The sequence below is a fragment of the Psychromonas sp. psych-6C06 genome, assembly GCF_002835465.1.
GTDB lineage: Bacteria > Pseudomonadota > Gammaproteobacteria > Enterobacterales > Psychromonadaceae > Psychromonas.
This window is the reverse complement of sequence record NZ_PIZM01000002.1, coordinates 298,875-317,214: the sequence shown is the minus strand read 5'-3', so window position 1 is coordinate 317,214 and position 18,340 is coordinate 298,875. Positions and strand designations below refer to the sequence as shown.

At 40.1% G+C, this 18,340-nt stretch carries 15 protein-coding genes and 1 tRNA gene; 9 read left to right on the top strand and 7 right to left on the bottom strand.

Annotated features, from left to right (window positions below; genetic code table 11):
• Nucleotides 1-14: 14 nt before the first annotated feature.
• Nucleotides 15-1,559, bottom strand: coding sequence for a response regulator (locus CW745_RS04575; RefSeq protein ID WP_101107336.1), 1,545 nt, complete (start codon nt 1,557-1,559; stop codon nt 15-17).
• Nucleotides 1,560-1,740: 181 nt separating this feature from the next.
• On the opposite strand from CW745_RS04575, the gene CW745_RS04570 reads away from it, so the two are divergent.
• Together CW745_RS04570 and CW745_RS04565 are read left to right on the top strand one after the other, a co-directional pair.
• Nucleotides 1,741-2,412 carry a flagellar brake domain-containing protein gene (locus CW745_RS04570; protein ID WP_193755539.1) on the top strand — a complete coding sequence of 224 codons (672 nt, stop codon included), beginning with the start codon at nt 1,741-1,743 and terminating at the stop codon, nt 2,410-2,412.
• A gap of 61 nt (nt 2,413-2,473) precedes the next feature.
• On the top strand, nt 2,474-3,457 hold the full coding sequence (locus CW745_RS04565; protein ID WP_101107334.1) for a lipid A deacylase LpxR family protein: 984 nt from the start codon (nt 2,474-2,476) through the stop codon (nt 3,455-3,457).
• Here CW745_RS04565 and ggt read toward each other — a convergent pair.
• Genes ggt through nadK form a run of 3 tightly spaced genes read right to left on the bottom strand, consistent with a single transcriptional unit; the run spans nt 3,454 to nt 6,770 of the window.
• A complete protein-coding gene (ggt, locus tag CW745_RS04560; RefSeq protein ID WP_101107333.1) occupies nt 3,454-5,187 on the bottom strand; it encodes a gamma-glutamyltransferase in 1,734 nt (577 codons plus the stop codon). The genes CW745_RS04565 and ggt overlap by 4 nt on opposite strands.
• A gap of 9 nt (nt 5,188-5,196) precedes the next feature.
• Nucleotides 5,197-5,835 carry a nicotinate-nucleotide adenylyltransferase gene (gene nadD / locus CW745_RS04555; protein WP_238596694.1) on the bottom strand — a complete coding sequence of 213 codons (639 nt, stop codon included), beginning with the start codon at nt 5,833-5,835 and terminating at the stop codon, nt 5,197-5,199.
• A 35-nt stretch (nt 5,836-5,870) separates the two neighbouring features.
• Nucleotides 5,871-6,770 (bottom strand): NAD(+) kinase, encoded by a 900-nt coding sequence (gene nadK / locus CW745_RS04550; protein ID WP_101107331.1) that lies wholly within the window; start codon nt 6,768-6,770, stop codon nt 5,871-5,873.
• Between the two features lie 140 nt (nt 6,771-6,910).
• On the opposite strand from nadK, the gene grpE reads away from it, so the two are divergent.
• The 5 genes from grpE to CW745_RS04525 all read left to right on the top strand — a co-directional run bounded on the left by grpE (nt 6,911) and on the right by CW745_RS04525 (nt 12,475).
• Nucleotides 6,911-7,543 (top strand): nucleotide exchange factor GrpE, encoded by a 633-nt coding sequence (grpE, locus tag CW745_RS04545; RefSeq protein WP_101107330.1) that lies wholly within the window; start codon nt 6,911-6,913, stop codon nt 7,541-7,543.
• A 208-nt stretch (nt 7,544-7,751) separates the two neighbouring features.
• Entirely contained in the window at nt 7,752-9,668 is a 1,917-nt protein-coding gene (gene dnaK, locus CW745_RS04540; RefSeq protein ID WP_101107329.1) for a molecular chaperone DnaK, read from the top strand.
• A gap of 229 nt (nt 9,669-9,897) precedes the next feature.
• Nucleotides 9,898-11,025: a molecular chaperone DnaJ gene (dnaJ, locus tag CW745_RS04535; protein ID WP_101107328.1), complete on the top strand. Its 1,128-nt coding sequence runs from the start codon at nt 9,898-9,900 to the stop codon at nt 11,023-11,025.
• 178 nt (nt 11,026-11,203) lie between these two features.
• Nucleotides 11,204-11,773, top strand: coding sequence for a bifunctional adenosylcobinamide kinase/adenosylcobinamide-phosphate guanylyltransferase (locus tag CW745_RS04530; protein WP_193755538.1), 570 nt, complete (start codon nt 11,204-11,206; stop codon nt 11,771-11,773).
• Between the two features lie 81 nt (nt 11,774-11,854).
• Nucleotides 11,855-12,475 carry an FKBP-type peptidyl-prolyl cis-trans isomerase gene (locus CW745_RS04525; RefSeq protein WP_101107326.1) on the top strand — a complete coding sequence of 207 codons (621 nt, stop codon included), beginning with the start codon at nt 11,855-11,857 and terminating at the stop codon, nt 12,473-12,475.
• 518 nt (nt 12,476-12,993) lie between these two features.
• On the opposite strand, the gene holA is transcribed toward CW745_RS04525, so the two are convergent.
• From holA to leuS, 3 genes are all read right to left on the bottom strand, one after another.
• Nucleotides 12,994-13,992, bottom strand: a complete 999-nt coding sequence (gene holA / locus CW745_RS04520) for a DNA polymerase III subunit delta (RefSeq protein ID WP_101107325.1) — start codon at nt 13,990-13,992, stop codon at nt 12,994-12,996.
• 12 nt (nt 13,993-14,004) lie between these two features.
• Nucleotides 14,005-14,526, bottom strand: coding sequence for an LPS assembly lipoprotein LptE (lptE, locus tag CW745_RS04515; protein ID WP_101107324.1), 522 nt, complete (start codon nt 14,524-14,526; stop codon nt 14,005-14,007).
• 94 nt (nt 14,527-14,620) lie between these two features.
• Nucleotides 14,621-17,200, bottom strand: a complete 2,580-nt coding sequence (leuS, locus tag CW745_RS04510) for a leucine--tRNA ligase (protein ID WP_101107323.1) — start codon at nt 17,198-17,200, stop codon at nt 14,621-14,623.
• 256 nt (nt 17,201-17,456) lie between these two features.
• On the opposite strand from leuS, the gene CW745_RS04505 reads away from it, so the two are divergent.
• Nucleotides 17,457-18,098, top strand: coding sequence for a PilZ domain-containing protein (locus CW745_RS04505; protein WP_101107322.1), 642 nt, complete (start codon nt 17,457-17,459; stop codon nt 18,096-18,098).
• 114 nt (nt 18,099-18,212) lie between these two features.
• A tRNA-Ser gene (locus tag CW745_RS04500) sits at nt 18,213-18,303 on the top strand.
• Nucleotides 18,304-18,340: the final 37 nt, after the last annotated feature.

Genomic DNA, 18,340 nt, shown 5'->3' with positions numbered 1-18,340 from the left:
CACGTAATTGTTTTTTAATCTGGGTATTTATTACGAATATCCATTATTTCAGAAAAGTGTTTTTCGGCAATATCAACTAAAACAGGTTGAAATTTAAGGCCACGCTCTGATTTAATAAAATGTAGAATTTCAGACTCTTCCCATTGTGGTTTATAGCAACGTTTTGAGCCTAACGCATCAATTACATCGACCAGAGCCATTATCCTTGCTTCGATAGGAATATTTTCACCGGCCAATCCATCCGGGTAACCACTTCCATCCCAGTTCTCATGGTGATAATGCGCTAGCGTTTTTCCAAGTTGTGCAATTGGTAATGCAGAGCGAGCAAGCATTGCACCGCCAGCTTCTGCATGCTGTTTCATAATCTCCCATTCATCGGCATCTAACTTTCCTGGTTTATGTAATATACGCTCGGGAACGGTTATTTTTCCGATATCATGTAATGGTGCTGCCGCCTTGATTGCATCGCAAAAGGCTTCTGGCATCTCTAATTTTTGTGCAAGAAGGTAGCAGAGTAGGGCGGTTCGTTTTACATGTGCTCCTGTTTCTTTACTGCGCGCTTCAATTGCATCGCCCAAAATGTACATCAATTCGCGTTGATTGGTTTCAGACTGTTGGTGACGCACTAAACTCTCTAATACTAACGCCACATTAGTTGAAAAAATTTCTGCTAAATTACTTTGGAAGCCGGTTGGCGGACTATTAAATTCAATGTAGAGAACTGCTGATGCATCATGAGAAGTTTTGTAGTAACTAATAAAGTAGCTGTCGGTAAATTCATTACCCTTTGTGGTAAACACCTGATTAATTTTTCTTTTAATCGTATCGCTCATATTTTCTATATTATCGGGGGTTTGACCAAACTTGCCACTGCAAGCTAGATAGGTCTCTTCAATATTATTAAACAGATCCACTTCATGGCGTACAATGTAAACTGATGAACTGTCAAGTCCCATTAGTGAGAGTAAATTAGTCAGTGCTGCCGATGCAAACTCACTTATTTTGTCTACTTTTAAAATACTGGTGGACGAGGCGATGAGTTTTTTGAAAGCATCAAGACTTTTAGAGATTGTACTGATGTCTCGGTAGCTTCGTATTGCCGAATAGACGCAGGTGGTCATTTTACGTTGTGTGAGTTCGGTTTTTGTTTTGTAGTCATGGATATCATATTGGCTTATAACACTCTCTTCGGGGGCTGTTCCTGCTTGACCTGTGCGTAAAATTAGCCTAATTGAGTTGTTTTTAAGATCCTTACGTATCCAATTTATTAAATCTAATCCCGCATGATCATTTTCCATAACAACATCAATAAATCCCATGCAAAATTGAATATCAGACTGCAAAAGAGTTTTAGCCTCTTGTGCTGAATAGGCTGAGTGTAAAACTAGCTTTCGATCAAGTATCACACTGTTCTTTAAAACTAATTGAGTAACATCATGGATGGCCGGCTCATCATCAACAATTAAGATATGCCAGCACTTTTCTAATTTGTTTGTGGTTGATTCGGGGATCGATGTCACTGGTGTTTCAACCTCGTCTTGAAATAAAAATTGAGACATACTGTTAGACCTAATTGATGTTTTGTGATGTTTTATTAGTTTGGCACAAATTAATCTATTTGCATGAAAGCTAATAATTTATATCTGAATATTGTTCACAAATTTATCATTCACTGATATGTCCTGACAGGGATAAAGTTAATTTAGTCACTATACTTGTTATAAATAATGAGGAGTGTACGTGGCTGATAATAATGATAATTACAGTTATTTAGATAAAATATCTTGTGATACAGAGGTACACCTACAGATAATTACCGCAACCCAACCGATTCGTTTAAAAACAAGGCTTATCGGAGTTGATCCAAATATGTCTGTCATTGTTGCTATGGGGACTGGGAGTGACTGGCTGAGTGCAAAGCAATATATACGAGAAGGTCAGAAAGTGATTGTGCGCTTAATGAGCACCAAAAATCCTGATGCTAACCTGATTGCCTTTCAGTCAAATATACAGAAATTAATGAGCATTGCAGGACGCTGGATACTACTGGATTACCCTCAACAAGTTCAGTTAGCGCCATTGCGCCAAGATCAGCGTTTACCCATTCATATTAATGCAAAACTAGTTAATCCTGAGACTAAGAAAATATGTTCCACGGGATACTTGAGCGATCTTTCTATTCATGGCTGTGCATTTATTGGAGAGCCGATTCAGAAAGCTTCTTTATCGCAACATTACATTTTACAAGTCTCAATTGCTGGTGAGGTTAAATCAAATATCATCATGATAAAAAACAGAAAAAAAGCCGGCCCTAAAACGCGCACTATGCAATATGGGGGGACGTTACAGGGAGACGAAGTACAAATTAAACAGTTTGTTGAGCCACTATTGATAGATTGCTTGTTTCATTAATTAATAACACACAGGTTTATGGTTGTAATGATCACTAAAAAGTTCGAATAAAGGAGGGGCGATGCGCATCATTTTTTATGTATATCTATCACTCATGGTACCTATAACTGCACTTGCAAACTCATCATCTTATATTGGTTTGACGCTTGAAAATGATATGTATGTGCATGAAGATGGTGGTTACAGCAATGGTCTTTTTATTGATTGGGGATACGATAATCTAACCGCGCTTGATCACAAAGTATTGCCTGATTGGCTTGCCTATCTCGCCTTTAAAACACCCATTAATGATCTTAAAGAGAGAAAATATCGCATTAATTATAGTATTGGACAGGCAATTCAAACGGCAATTGACTTAGAAACGCATAAGCTAGTGGAAGAGGATGCTCCCTATGTCGGTTTACTCGGTTGGAATGTTAATGTTGCATCCTATTCGGACTTAAATATGGATGAGTTTGGTCTTATTCTAGGGGCTGTTGGCCCCGTTGCTGGAGGCGAGTTTGTTCAGTCTTTTGTTCATGATTTAACTGGTGGTAAGAAGCCACAAGGCTGGGATAACCAAATCAATAATGAATTTGTTTTTCGTGTTCAGCTGCGAAGAACATGGCGTGTTTATGATATGCCTATTAGCATTGGGGAGTTTGATTTATTAACTGGTATTGATGGTGGATTAGGCAATTTACGCAGTGACATCGCAACGGGGATTGGTTTTCGTTTTGGGCAACAATTAACTCATAACTTCTCTTCCTCGACTGTATTTCCAATACAAAAGTTTAACCGTTTTAGGCCATCTCCTTTCGGTTGGTACCTCTTTGCAAATGCTTCCGCTTCTTATGTTGCCAATGATATATTCATTGATGGTAATACTTTTCAAGATAGTCACAGTGTAGATCTTATCCATCCTCAGTTTACTTTTTCAGCTGGGCTTGTGGCCAACCTTTATGATATTTCTTTACTGTTTACCTTAGTAAATAGTAGTGATGAATATGAGGGACAAACAGAGTCATCACGTTTCGGTTCTATCTCACTCGCCTATCATTTTTAATACCCGAGGCTCAATGCGGAGGGGGTTCGAGGATCAGATGCACCGAGTAAACTATCTTTAAGGCGCATGATCGTCTGAGTGCTCCCCATGGTTGTTTGTTGTTTTAGTTTATGCCCCTTTGCTTTTAATAACTTTATCGTATCGATACTAACCCCTTGTTCGTAACGAATATAATCTGGTAACCATTGGTGGTGAAAACGTGGAGAGGCTGTTGCTTGGGCAATATTCATTTCATGATCAATTACATTAACAATAACCTGCAGTGTCGTGGTAATAATTCTTGAACCACCAGGGGTGCCAGTCACTAAAAATGGCTGCCTATCTTTTAAAATAATGGTTGGGCTCATTGAGCTAAGTGGGCGTTTATTTGCTTGAATCGCATTCGCTTCTCCACCGATTAACCCATAACCATTTGGCTCTCCGGGCTTTGCGGAAAAATCATCCATCTCATTGTTGAGTAAGACCCCTGTACCCTGTGCAACCATACCCATTCCATAACTAAAATTGAGCGTATAGGTATTTGATACCGCATTTCCCCAGCGATCAACAATACTAAAGTGAGTAGTTTGATCGCTTTCATAGGGAGCGACTTTTCCTGCACTGATGCTATTGCTATCTGTAGCATACTCGAGGTTGATATCTTTAATGCGTTGTTGGGCATACTGCTTCGAAGTTAGCTGTTTAATCGGTACCTTAACAAAATCACTGTCCCCTAAGTAGCGCGCGCGATCTGCATAAGCTCGGCGCATCGTTTCACTCATAATATGAATGCTTTGTGCGCTATTGTGGCCATAATCTGTAAGTGGGTAGTGTTCGAGCATATTCAGTAGTTGCACTATATGGATGCCTCCCGATGATGGAGGTGGCATCGATAACACTTGATACCCTCGATAATCTCCCTTGACGGCCTCACGTTCAATAGCTCGATAATTTTTCATATCTTCAACTGTGATTAACCCTCCCGCTTGTTGTACCGATTTGCTGATTTGTTTAGCCACCTCGCCCTGATAAAATGCCGATTCTCCTTGAGTGCTGATCAAGCGAAGTGTTGCTGCTAAATCAGTTTGCCTTAATCGTTCACCTACCTGATAGCTTTCACCGTCTTGTTTATAAAATATATCTTTGCTGCTTGACCATTTACTCAAGCGTGGCTTTGCTTGGTTGAGTGAGTTGGCCAAATCAGGGCTAACAAGAACCCCTTCACTGGCTAACTTAATAGCAGGTTTAATTAGTTGCTCTCGACTTAATGTGCCATATTTTTTACGAGCAAACTCAAGTCCCATCACAGTCCCTGGGACACCAACGGCAAGCCCATGAAAGCGTGATAGCTCAGTTTGTGCGTCGCCATTTTCATCTAAATACATATTACGAGTTGCCGCTGCGGGGGCTTTTTCTCGATAATCGATAGCAATCGCTTTTTGCTGTTTGTTTAAGTAAACCAGCATAAAACCGCCACCGCCGAGATTACCTGCGCGTGGTAATGTCACTGCAAGTGCATAACCAACCGCAACCGCTGCATCAACAGCATTACCACCTTGCTGTAATATGTCCACACCGATTTGTGTTGCTAACGCTTCCTGCGTTGCGACCATGGCATTTTTAGCCCAGACAGGATGATGGATTTCATTATTGCTATAGATTGCTGTCTGTTGAGGTGTGGGAGGGGGAGTCGCGTGAGTGGCTGTAGCGAGTAATGAACCAAGCAGTAAAATAACGATTAACGTGCGCATTGTTTTCCCTTATCGATAAAGTTGGTGCTGGTAAATATAGTCGGCAACTTGTTTAGGTACTAATTCTTTAATACTGATATCGTGTTTTATATTATGGCGAATTTGTGTCGATGAGATATCAAACTGCACGGTTTGTTGAAAATAAATTTTGCCCGATTTAAAAAGATGTAAGTCGGCCACCTCAACGGTTTGATGAGCATTTAATAAGGCTTGTATATTGCTATTAAATTCACCCTTCCAGCCTGGGCGAGCACACACAACAAGGTGGCAGTAATCAAGAATAACTTGCCATTGATACCAACTATCAAAACTAAGTAATGAATCCATTCCCATGATGAAACAGATTGGAGAATCGGGGTAGTCAGTACGGATCTCCTTTAATGTTTCAAAGGTGTAACTCGCTGAATCGCGCTTAAGTTCGCGAGTATCAATGTGGAGGGTAGGGGTAGTCTTAATTGCTAAAGAAACCATTGTTGCACGTTGCGTCGCGCTACAGTGGCTAGTTGCTTTATGTGGCGCGATATGATTTGGCATCAGGAATAGTGTTTGTAATTGTAGTTGCTGTGCTACCTCGATAGCGGGTAGCAGGTGTCCGTTATGAATGGGATCAAAACTACCACCTAAAAAGCCAATTGCTGGTGACTGCACGTTAATCTGCCTTACTATTGAGTGACGTTAGATAATTAGAAAAATTTATTTCCCCACCCCAGTTTATTCTGTAATACATGGAAGTAGTTATAGTTTTTAGGGTGTACTAATTTTAGCTGGTGGGCGGTCTTTGTGATCAGGACTTCATCACCGGGTAATACTGATAAGTTCACATGGCTATCACAACTAATTTGCATTTCAGAATTATTGCTTTCCGCAATTTTCAAACGTACCGTGCTGTTCGCATCGATGACAATTGGGCGACTATTGAGTGCATGCGGAAACATAGGCAGTAGGCTAATGGCATCCAAGTTTGGCGTTAAAATAGGACCTCCACCAGAAAGCGAATAAGCAGTTGAACCAGTTGGAGTGGAAATAATCAACCCATCAGCACGCTGGTTTAGCATAAAGTTATCGTCAACATACACTTCAAACTCGATCATATGTGCAATTTTGTCTGGGTGAAGCACTGCTTCATTAACGGCGGTATTGCGACTTTTCATATGACCATGGCTATGCACTTGCGCTTCTAATAAAAAACGTTTTTCGACTAGGTATTTTCCTGAAAGTACTTCTGAAAGAGGTGCTTCAAAATCGTCAGGATCAAGATCCGTTAAAAAGCCTAAGTTGCCTCTGTTGACACCAATTACTGCAATATCAAAGCGAGATAAAACACGTGCAGCTCCAAGCATATAGCCATCACCGCCGATCACTATGGCTAAATCACAGGACTTGCCGATACCCACTAGGTTATTACTAACGACTTTCTGGGCATCGATTTCAGAGGCTACACGTTTATCAACAATCACTGTGAGGCCTTTTTGTTGTAAAAAATCGTAAAGCGATTGTAACGTTTGTTGTGCCCCTGCATGCTGTGCTTTGGCAATCAAACCAATGGTTTTAAATTCACTGAAATCAGTTTGTGAAGTGCTCATAATAACCTTATTAATAAAGCGTTTAGATAACAACAAGTATAACTTGTTTAAATGATTTTATTAACACACTTGAAACTATTGTTTGAATCCCCATAATACCCCTATAAAATTTTCAATTTATAGCAGATTAGGATTAAAAAATGAGCGAAGAACAGAAAGTAAGTGTTGAAGAAGCGATTGAAACCGTATTAGGTGAAGAGCAAGAAACCGTGACTGAGACAGAATCTACTGTAGAAGCTGAATTAGTTGAGCCAGAAGAGGTTGAGGAGCCAACTGAGCAAGAAGCGAATATGATCGAAGAGCTAGGCAAGAAATTAGCACTTACAGAAGAAAAATTAGCCGCTACTGAAAAAGAGTTAGCCGCTCAAGAAGCGCTAAAGCAAGCGGCTATTAAAAATGAAATTCGTAAAGCGGGCATTGATGCAGAAAGCAAAGTAAAACGCACACTGAAGCGCTTTACGGAAGAGCTTTTACCCGTTGCAGATTCATTGGAAATGGCGGTAAGCCATATCGATAAAGATAATGAAGCATTAGCTAAAATGGCGGAAGGTGTTGAACTGACGCTTAAATCAATGATCGACTCATTTGCAAAAGTGGGGATTATGCAAATTAACCCAGTGGGTGAGCAAGCGAATCCTGACAAACACCAAATTGTTAGCCAGCAAAAAATCGAAGGCAAAGCTGCCAACGAAGTAGTTGTTGTTATGCAAAAAGGTTACGAATACAACGGGCAGATTATCCGCCCAGCAATGGTAATGGTTGCTTCTGCGTAGTTAGAAAGTAAAACAGCGTTACCGTTAAAGGCACTTATTTAAGTGCCTTTTTTTATTTTTAAAATAAATCAATTTTTTTTACTATTTTCCCTTGAAAGTAAAAAATAGCCCCTCATATATTAACTATCTTAAGGGCAAAAGCTTAAAACATCATGTTAAAAAGCGAAGCCATTAACCAAACAAAACATATAAAGTGTGGAGAAATAAAATGGGTAAAATTATCGGTATTGACTTAGGTACAACTAATTCATGTGTATCTGTATTGGATGGTGATGTAGCTAAAATTATTGAAAATGCAGAAGGTGAGCGTACCACTCCTTCAATCATCGCTTACACCGATGGCGAAACATTAGTAGGACAACCTGCTAAACGTCAGTCTGTAACGAATCCTAAAAATACACTTTTCGCAATTAAGCGTCTTATCGGTCGTCGTTTTGAAGATGAAGAAGTGCAACGTGACCTTAAAATCATGCCTTACCAAATCATCAAAGCAGATAACGGTGATGCATGGGTAGAAGCGCACGGTGAAAAAATGGCGCCGCCGCAAATTTCTGCTGAAGTATTAAAGAAAATGAAGAAAACTGCCGAAGATTACCTCGGTGAGAAAGTTACTGGTGCAGTAATTACCGTACCTGCTTACTTCAATGACTCACAACGCCAAGCAACGAAAGATGCTGGTCGTATCGCAGGTCTTGATGTTAAACGTATCATCAATGAGCCTACAGCAGCTGCATTTGCATACGGTGTTAACAATGCAAAAGGCGACAGCACCGTTGCTGTATACGACTTAGGTGGTGGTACATTCGATATCTCAATCATCGAAATTGATGAAGTAGATGGCGAAAAAACATTTGAAGTATTAGCAACAAACGGTGATACGCATTTAGGTGGTGAAGATTTCGATAACCGTCTAATCAACTACATCGTTCAACAATTTAAAGATGAGCAAAGTTTCGATCTAACCAACGATCCACTTGCGATGCAACGTGTTAAAGAAGCAGCTGAAAAAGCGAAAATTGAACTTTCTTCTGCACAACAAACAGAAATTAACCTGCCTTACATCACTGCAGATGCAACAGGCCCTAAACATCTGAATGTTAAAATTACACGTTCTAAGCTTGAGTCTTTAGTTGAAGACATGGTTAAAGCAACACTTGAGCCTCTGCGTATCGCTCTGAAAGATGCTGATCTTTCTGTTGGTGAAATTAACGATGTAATTTTGGTTGGTGGTCAAACACGTATGCCATTAGTACAAAAAGCAGTTGCAGAGTTCTTTGGTAAAGAAGCACGTAAAGATGTTAACCCTGATGAAGCAGTTGCAATGGGTGCTGCGATTCAAGGTGCAGTACTTTCTGGTGACAAAACTGACGTTCTATTATTAGACGTGACTCCGTTATCAATGGGTATTGAAACAATGGGTAGTGTGATGACTAAGGTTATCGACAAAAATACAACTATCCCAACGAAACAATCGCAAACATTCTCAACGGCTGAAGATAACCAAAGCGCGGTAACAATCCACATTTTACAAGGTGAGCGTAAACGTGCGAGTGATAACAAATCTCTAGGTCAATTCAACCTTGAAGGTATTCGTGCGGCAACACGTGGTACGCCACAAATCGAAGTAACATTCGATATGGATGCTGATGGTATCTTACACGTATCTGCTAAAGATAAAGATACTAACCAAGAGCAAAAAATTACGATCAAATCTAGCTCTGGTTTAAGCGATGAAGAGATTGAACAAATGGTTCAAGATGCTGAAGCAAATGCTGAAGCTGATAAAGCTTTCGAAGAAGTAGTAACTGCTCGTAACCAAGCTGATGCAATGGTTCATGCAACTAAGAAACAGATCGAAGAAGCTGGTGATGCACTTCCTGCAGATGAGAAAGAGAAAATTGAAGCTGCTTTAAAGGACCTTGAAGAAGCGACTAAAGGTGAAGATAAAGAAGCAATTGAAGCGAAAACAACTGCACTTGCAGAAGCGTCACAAAAACTAGCTGAAATTGCACAACAAAAAGCACAAGCTGGTGAAGCCGGTGCTGAGCAACCTGAAGCGCAAGCAAAGCAAGATGATGATATCGTTGATGCTGAGTTTGAAGAAGTGAAAGACGATAAAAAGTAATTAACTCGCCTCTACTTTAATGCGCTATCGCTAAGAGGGCGCTGTAGATAAAAGGTAGGTTCATTATTTAATGAATGACGCGGGTTATAGAGTTCTCTATAATCCGCGTTATTGTATGGTAAATACGTTGGTCGTTGCCATTTAAGCTTACTACTTGGATTTGTAGTAAACATAAATGGCTTAGTCCTGCCACTTACTGTGATTTGTATAAAAGGTTTGAGAACTAAAAATGTCAAAACGTGATTGTTATGAAGTGCTTGGTATTAGCCGTAGCGCAACAGATAAAGAAATTAAAAAGGCGTATAAGCGCCTTGCAATGAAATATCACCCGGATAGAACGAAAGGGGATGATGCGCTTGAAGAGAAATTCAAGGAAGTAAAAGAAGCATACGAGATTCTTAGCGATCCAAACAAAAAAGCAGCGTTTGACCAATATGGTCATGAAGGCGTTAACCAACAAGGCCAAGGAGGCTTTGGTGGTGGTGACTTCGGCGATCAGTTTGGCGATATCTTTGGTGATATCTTTGGCGGAGGTCGTGGACGTGGTGGTCAGCAACGAGCACAACAGGGTTCAGATCTTCGCTACAATATGGAACTCACGCTTGAAGAAGCTGTACATGGTATCTCTAAAGAGATTGAGATCCCGACACTGGTTCACTGTGAACAATGTAATGGCTCTGGCGCCAAGAAAGGGACAGAAAGTAAAACATGTGGTACCTGTCATGGCCAAGGTCAAGTACAGATGCGACAAGGTTTCTTTGCGGTAAACCAAACCTGTCCGACTTGTCGTGGTAAAGGTAAGATAATTACTGATCCTTGTAATAAATGCCATGGTGAAGGACGTTACGAAAGCAGTAAAAAGCTTAATGTAAAAATCCCTGCTGGCGTTGATACAGGGGATCGTATTCGCTTGAGTGGTGAAGGGGAAGCTGGTGAGCATGGCGCACCTGCAGGCGATTTATACGTACAAATGAACGTGCTTGAGCATGAAGTGTTTGTGCGTGATGGTAATAACCTATACTGTGAAGTGCCGATCAGTTTCACCGAAGCTGCACTGGGTGGTGAGATTGAAGTACCGACCCTTGATGGCCGTGTAAAACTTAAAATCTCGGCAGAAACGCAAACTGGCCGTATGTACCGTATGCGTAATAAAGGGGTTAAATCAGTACGTAGTCACACAACTGGCGACTTAATGTGTAAAGTGATTGTTGAAACGCCTGTGAAACTTTCTGCTAAGCAACGTGAGTTACTCAAAGAGTTTGAAACGACTTGTTCTTCAAGCCCGAAAAAGCATAAACCAAAATCAGATGGTTTTTTAAATCATTTAAAAAACTTTTTTGATGATTTAAGCAAATAAGTAAGGGGTGCTCAAAAATTACTTGTGCTTATATTTTCAAAAATAACTCGTCATTTTAGTTTTTTGAACATTTAGCGTAAATTATTTTGTAATGGCTGCTAAATAAGTGCATATTTTGATTACTATTAAAAATACCATCCTTGTGATGGTATTTTTTTATCCTTTAAAAGGAAAGCAAATGAAACATTTAGTGATTGGTGGTGTACGAAGTGGTAAAAGTGCGGTAGCTGAAAACTTGTTAACGCAATGGCGAGAAGACTCTGATCAAGAACATGCTATCTATATCGCCACCAGTCTTGCGCTTGGCGAAGAAACCAAATGCCGTATAGCTAGGCATCAACTGCATCGCGATCGAAACATCATTACTTGTGAACTTGATTATCAATCTAAAACATTAGCGCATTTTTTACAGCACTATGGTTCGTCTAAACAGCCTATATTAATTGAATGTTTATCAACTTGGGTAGGCTGGTATCTTTCTCAAGATAAGCCTTTAAAGCGCTGTGTAGCCGAGTATGAACAGATTAAACAACAGTTTATTCAACAACTCCAAACATTGCAGGCTCCTATCATTATTGTCACAGGAGAGGTAGGATGTGGGCTGATTGGTGAAACTAAGTTGATGCGTGTTTATGCTGATAAGTTAGGAGAGCTTAACCAACAGGTCGCTAGCTTGGCTAATCATGTGACGGTGGTGACAGCTGGTATTGCTCAGCAAATAAAAACAATAAAAACAATAAAAACGTAAATAATTTTAAATAACCCTTTAAAAGTTAATTTTGCTCCCCATCTATTAATTATCTAACACTTAAAATGAAAAGAGAGAAACATGTCTGAACTACAATTAAACACTCAAGAACTACAAGCAAGCTACGGTATTGGTCTACAAATGGGCGAGCAACTTCGCGCACAACCATTTGAAGGCTTAGATATCTCTGCTGTTGCTGCGGGTATTGCTGATGCATTTGCTGGCGCAGAAAGTAAAGTTTCTCAAGAAGAGCTTCAAGCTGCATTTCAAACTATTTCTGCACGTATGCAAGAAGCCGCTGCAGAGCAAGCTAAAATTTTAGGTGCTGCTGGCGCTGAATTCTTAGCTGAAAATGCCAAGAAAGAGGGCGTTCAGGTAACTGATTCTGGTCTTCAATACGAAGTAATTACGATGGGTGAAGGCGAAAAACCAACTGCAGAATCTACAGTAAGCGTTCATTACCACGGTTCTCTAATCGATGGCACTGTATTTGATAGTTCAGTTGAACGTGGTCAACCTGCAGAGTTCCCTGTAGGCGGTGTTATCGCTGGTTGGACTGAAGCATTACAATTAATGCCTGTTGGTTCGAAATTCAAATTAGCAATTCCATCTGAACTTGCATACGGTGAACGTGGTGCTGGTGCAGCTATTGGCCCACATTCAACACTAGTATTTGAAGTTGAGCTATTAGCAATCAAATAAAGTGAGTTATCACTTATAAGGTAAGTGGCAATTTTAGTGACTTGTTTTGCTATCAAGTCACTTACTTGATAAAGCCTCTGTTTACTTGGTATGCAGGGGCTTTTTTATACCCGCAGTAATACCAAATCCACTAAATAACTGATCAATCTCACTGGTTAAAAGAAGCTATTTCAGCGTTAAAAATTTCGTAAAGTGAACAACCATTTACATCAATTTTCGCCTTGAATTAACTACTTTTTCCTGCGTAATATTTGATCACTATATTAGCGGAATTGGTATAATACCAAAAGAATTAAAAAGGTGATCAGTCCTACTTGTTAAAATTTACACTACCTGTGGTGTGAGTTTTGAAGGGAGAACAACTAACTTCTGCATATCACGCCTTGGTAGTACAAACCTTTCCTACGTAATACGAGATCACTTTCTAATTTCCATTGCTATAATAGCGAAACATCAAAGTAGTGAGTCATCTTGCTTATACCAATCGTTTTATTAAAGAAGACTTAACTTTAAATAAATTATGCATAAAATGCACTTGCTATTAATGTCAGCTTTTGCCAATCATCTGCGCTATTTTCAACTTTTACTATGATCTCTAACTCTGCACACTGAATGATAAGTTGCTCTAATTGTCGCGTATTTAAGCGCTTCAACGCTTTACTCATTAGAGCTTGCTTGCTTGCCCAAATTTTCGGCTGCTGTTGATTAAGTAACTGCGCGAGTGGGGTGCTTTTTTCTTGATAGCTTAATTTGAGGAGTTTTTGTATCTCACTGCTTAGGGTTGCGCTAAGCAGTAACAGCTCTGTACCTTCTGCTTTCAGTTGCTTTAAAATGCGTTGGCTGCGTACTTTATCACCTTCCAATAAGCTGTCTAGCCATTGAAAAATCGAGAAGTGATTATGAGTGGTGATTGATTGCTCAACTTGATGCAGGTTGAGGGTTTGCTTTGGATATAACAATGCGAGTTTTTCAAACTCTTGTTTAGCCGCTAAAAGATTACCTTCAAAGTGCACGCAAAGAAAATCGATGACTTCTTTGTTCGCGTTTAGCGCGAGTGACTTTAAGCGTTGATAAATCCATTGTGGGAAATGCTGCGGTAAGGGGGCGTTAGTGACTACAAATACCCCCTGTTGTTCTAATCCCTTAAACCAAGCTCCGTTTAGCTGTTGATTATTAAGCTTAGGGCCTTGTAAAAGTAATAAAATATCATCGTTTAAAAGTGGCGCAATCTCGCGTAAAAAAGCAGTGCTTTCTTTGCTGGTTTTAGAGAGCGTTAGCGACAATATCTTTTTTTCAGAAAATAGCGATAAGCTTTGTAGGTGAGAATAGATGCTATCTTTATCAAAATTTCCATCAAGGCTAAAGCTAAATGTTTCCAGATAGCCTTGAGATTTCGCAACCTGTTTGATCAGGTCTTCTGCTTCTAGCGTCAGCAAAGGCTCATCGCCAAAAAGAAGAATACAACGAGGTAGTTGTTGCTTAATATGTTGTTTAAGTTGCTCTGGGTAGATGCGCATCTATTTCACTGCCTAGTTGTCTATTGCTGCACTATTTTTATTATCTAAACTAAGCATAGTATTAATAATATGATCGGCAGCAATGGCACGAAGCTCTCGTGTTAATAGCTCTGCTTCCCGAGATTTAGCAAGTGCCTGAGCGGGGTTATCTAAGAAGTCACGATAAAGGTTTACGCTAAAGTCTTGTGCTTCATAGCCGGGACTTTGTATAGAGTAACTAAGGTTATAACCTAATTCTTGCTCTGCATTTTGTGCATTTGAATACAGAGAGATAGTGCGTGAAGAGCGACGTTCTCCACCGACTTTTAAAATAGCGACATCATCAGAAGGGGTGTTAACTAACTCAATGCCAGCACCACGTAACCTGAGTTTAATTAAGCGTGTTAATTCACTGTTGGAGGCGCTTTGTAAGAGAATTTGTGGGTATTTTTCAACTAAACCATCATTATGTTTTAAATGAAACCCACAACCGGATAAAAGTAAGAGAGAGGAAAGTATGATGAGTGTTTTAAAAGCGTTAAGTAACGTTTTCATAATTAGCCTTATAAATAGAAATAGGGAAGGCTGAAGGGCTAGAAGGCTGGAAAAACCAGCTTTCTAGCTTTCTAGCTTTCTAGCTTTTAGCTTTCTAGTTAGCCACTATGTTTAGTAGCTTACCCGGTACATAGATAATTTTACGTACGGTTTTACCATCGGTAAATTTAGCCACGTTTTCATCCGCTAAACCAAGTGCTTCAACAGCCTCTTTCGTGATATCGGCAGCAACCGTTAGCTTGCTACGTAACTTACCGTTTACTTGTACAATGATCAGTTTTGAATCTTCAACTAATGCACTTTCATCAACACTTGGCCATGCCGTCGTTAATAGATCACCCTGTTCACCTAATGCTTCAAATAGCTCTGCACAAATATGCGGTGTGATAGGAGAAAGTAGCTTAACAACAGCAACTAATGCCTCTTGAATGATGGCACGATCTTGTGCATCAGCAGTCGGTGCTTTAGTTACTTTGTTCATCAGTTCCATTACCGATGCGATAGCAGTATTAAAGGTTTGGCGACGGCCTAAATCATCCGTTACTTTACTAATGGTTTTGTGCAATTCACGACGCAGTGTTTTCTGCTTATCGTTATGCGCTTTAACATCTAACGCAGCAACTTCACCTGCTGTTACATGATCATTAGCCACTTTCCATAAACGTTTTAAGAAACGTAGTGAGCCCTCAAGTGCAGAATCTGACCATTCAAGCGTTTGCTCAGCAGGGGCTGCAAACATCATAAATAAACGCACGCTATCTGCGCCGTATTTATCAATCATATCCTGTGGGTCAATACCGTTATTTTTTGATTTAGACATTTTACACATGCCATCAAACACAAGTTCTTGACCATTGGCCATTTTAGCAGCAATCACTTTACCTTTTTCATCGGTTTCTGTGATTGCATCGCTTGGAGAAACCCAAACTTTTCCGCCTTTCTCATCTTCATAGTAATAAGCATCTGCTAATACCATCCCTTGAGTTAGTAGCTTCTTGAACGGTTCATCACTCTCTACTAATCCAAAATCACGTAGTAATTTGTGGAAAAAACGAGAGTATAAAAGGTGCAAAATAGCGTGTTCGATACCACCAATGTATTGGTCTACAGGTAGCCAGTAGTTCGCTTTTGCAGGATCAAGCATCTGCTCATCGCTTTGTGGTGAACAGTAACGTGCGTAGTACCAGCTTGATTCCATGAAGGTATCAAAGGTATCTGTTTCATGTGTTGCAGGCTGACCGTTATAAGTTGTTTTTGCCCACTCTAAATCCGCTTTGATTGGCGAAGTAATGCCATTCATTTTAACATCTTCAGGAAGTACAACAGGTAGTTGGTCTTCTGGCACAGGCACAACTGTACCATCTTCTAATGTAAGTGTTGGAATCGGTGCACCCCAGTAACGCTGACGTGAAACACCCCAATCACGAAGGCGGAAGTTCACTTGACGCTTACCTTTGTTTTCACTTTGTAGTTTTGCTTCTACGGCATCAAATGCAGCTGTAAAGTCTAAACCATCAAACTCACCAGAGTTAAAACAAATACCTTTTTCAGTGAACGCTTCTTGTGAAACATCAACTTCGTTATCTGTTGGCTTGATAACCGCTTTAATGTCTAAGCCGTATTCTTTAGCAAATTCGAAATCACGTTGATCATGTGCTGGTACAGACATTACTGCACCTGAGCCGTAACCCATTAAGACAAAGTTAGCTGTCCATACAGGCACTTCTTCGCCTGTAATTGGGTGAATCGCTTTAAGGCCGGTATCTACGCCTTCTTTTGCCATGGTCGCAAGCTCTGCTTCCACTAGCTTTTGGTTTTTACATTTTTCGCTAAAGGCTGCTAGCTCAGGGTTATTTTTACCCGCTTCAAGTGCGAGCGGATGTTGTGCTGCAACGGCAATGTAAGTCACACCCATTACTGTGTCTGGACGGGTGGTGTAAACCGATACTGTTTCATCAGAGCCAACAACTTTAAAGTCCATCTCGATGCCTTCAGAGCGACCGATCCAGTTGCGTTGCATTGTGCGTACTTGCTCAGGCCATTCATCTAGCTGGTCTAAATCATCAAGTAGTTCTTGTGCGTAAGCGGTGATTTTAATAAACCATTGTGGGATCTGTTTCTGTTCAACCACTGCTCCTGAGCGCCAACCGCGACCGTCGATCACTTGCTCATTGGCTAAAACGGTTTGATCAACTGGATCCCAGTTAACGGTTGCCATTTTTTTGTATACTAAATCTTTTTCAAGCAGTTTCGTGAAGAACCATTGCTCCCAACGGTAGTATTCTGGCTGACAAGTCGCTAATTCACGATTCCAGTCATAACCAAATCCTAACTGTTTCAGTTGCTTCTTCATGTACTCGATATTTTCGTATGTCCAACCTGCTGGTGCGGTATTATTTTTAATCGCTGCGTTTTCAGCTGGTAAACCAAATGCATCCCAACCCATTGGCTGCATCACATTCTTACCCTGCATACGTTGGTAACGAGAAACCACATCACCAATGGTGTAATTACGCACGTGACCCATGTGTAGTTTACCACTTGGGTATGGAAACATTGAGAGGCAGTAATATTTCTCTTTTGATGGATCTTCAGTTGCTTTAAATGATTGGTTTTCATCCCAGTTTTTCTGGAATTTTGCTTCAATCTCTTTTGGATTATATAACTCTTGCATCTTAATTCTGCCTAGCAATGTGTAAGACCGAATTCGCCAAAAAGCGAAAATGGTATAAATGAAAAAAAGTAAGGCGTTAGGATACAGCAGAGAGTTGAATGCAACAATATTTATGAGGTATATGGTCTATTTTTTAACCTCGAAATACATTTTTTGGAGACAAAAGGTCAAATTATGTAATTTATTGCTTAATTATTGTTTGATTTGTCGTAAAGTAGCCAAATATATTTTTCAAGTACAGAATGATGGAGGCCCTATGGCCGATGATACAAAAGAACTGCAAGTAAGTGACGCTGAATTTAAATTGTTATCTGAAATGATCATGGATATTGAAGAGTCGGAAAGCGACAAGAAAAATCTAGAGTATGATATTGGTGGGACCAGCGGCAAGGACGCTTTACTGTTTCAGTTGGGGTTAGCTGATGATCTTCAGTTGGTGGCTAATTACGGTAATCACCACTTAGTTTTTCCTGTACAGATGAAAATGGGCGATTTCGCTAATTTTAGCATGAGCCTTAAGTCTCCGAAAATTTTTGAAACGGGTGATCAATTACGCTCATGGCGTTTACCGGCGGATAAAACTATTTCTTTGGTGAATGAAGAGGGCGAAGAGCTACATTATCAAATTAAAGATCTGTCTGCGTCTGGTATCTCTTTGCTTATTGATGATGAAGAGGAAGCAGAGTTCCCAGAACAACTGCATAACATTTATCTGCAACTGCCTAATCGTGAACGATTAGCTATATCTGGTTCACAGATTCGCAGAGTAGATAATAAAACAGTTGCTTATTCATTAGGAAAATCTACTGATGATACCGTATTAGCCGCACTGGCTGAATACTTGTTTGAATGTCATGCTGAGCAGCACCCTGAAGCACATTCAAACCACTTTAAGTAAACCCTGTTGATGTATATTTAAACTGTTTGTTGGATTATTCGGCAAACAGTTTTTTTTTGTTATTTTTAACTTTACAAGTTTATGCGGTTGTCGGTATTATTCGCCTCGTTCTGCGGAGGGGTGGCAGAGCGGCTGAATGCACTGGTCTTGAAAACCAGCGAGGGTTAATAGCTCTCCGAGAGTTCAAATCTCTCCTCCTCCGCCACATTAAAAAAGGCACTAACTGTTTACAGTTAGTGCCT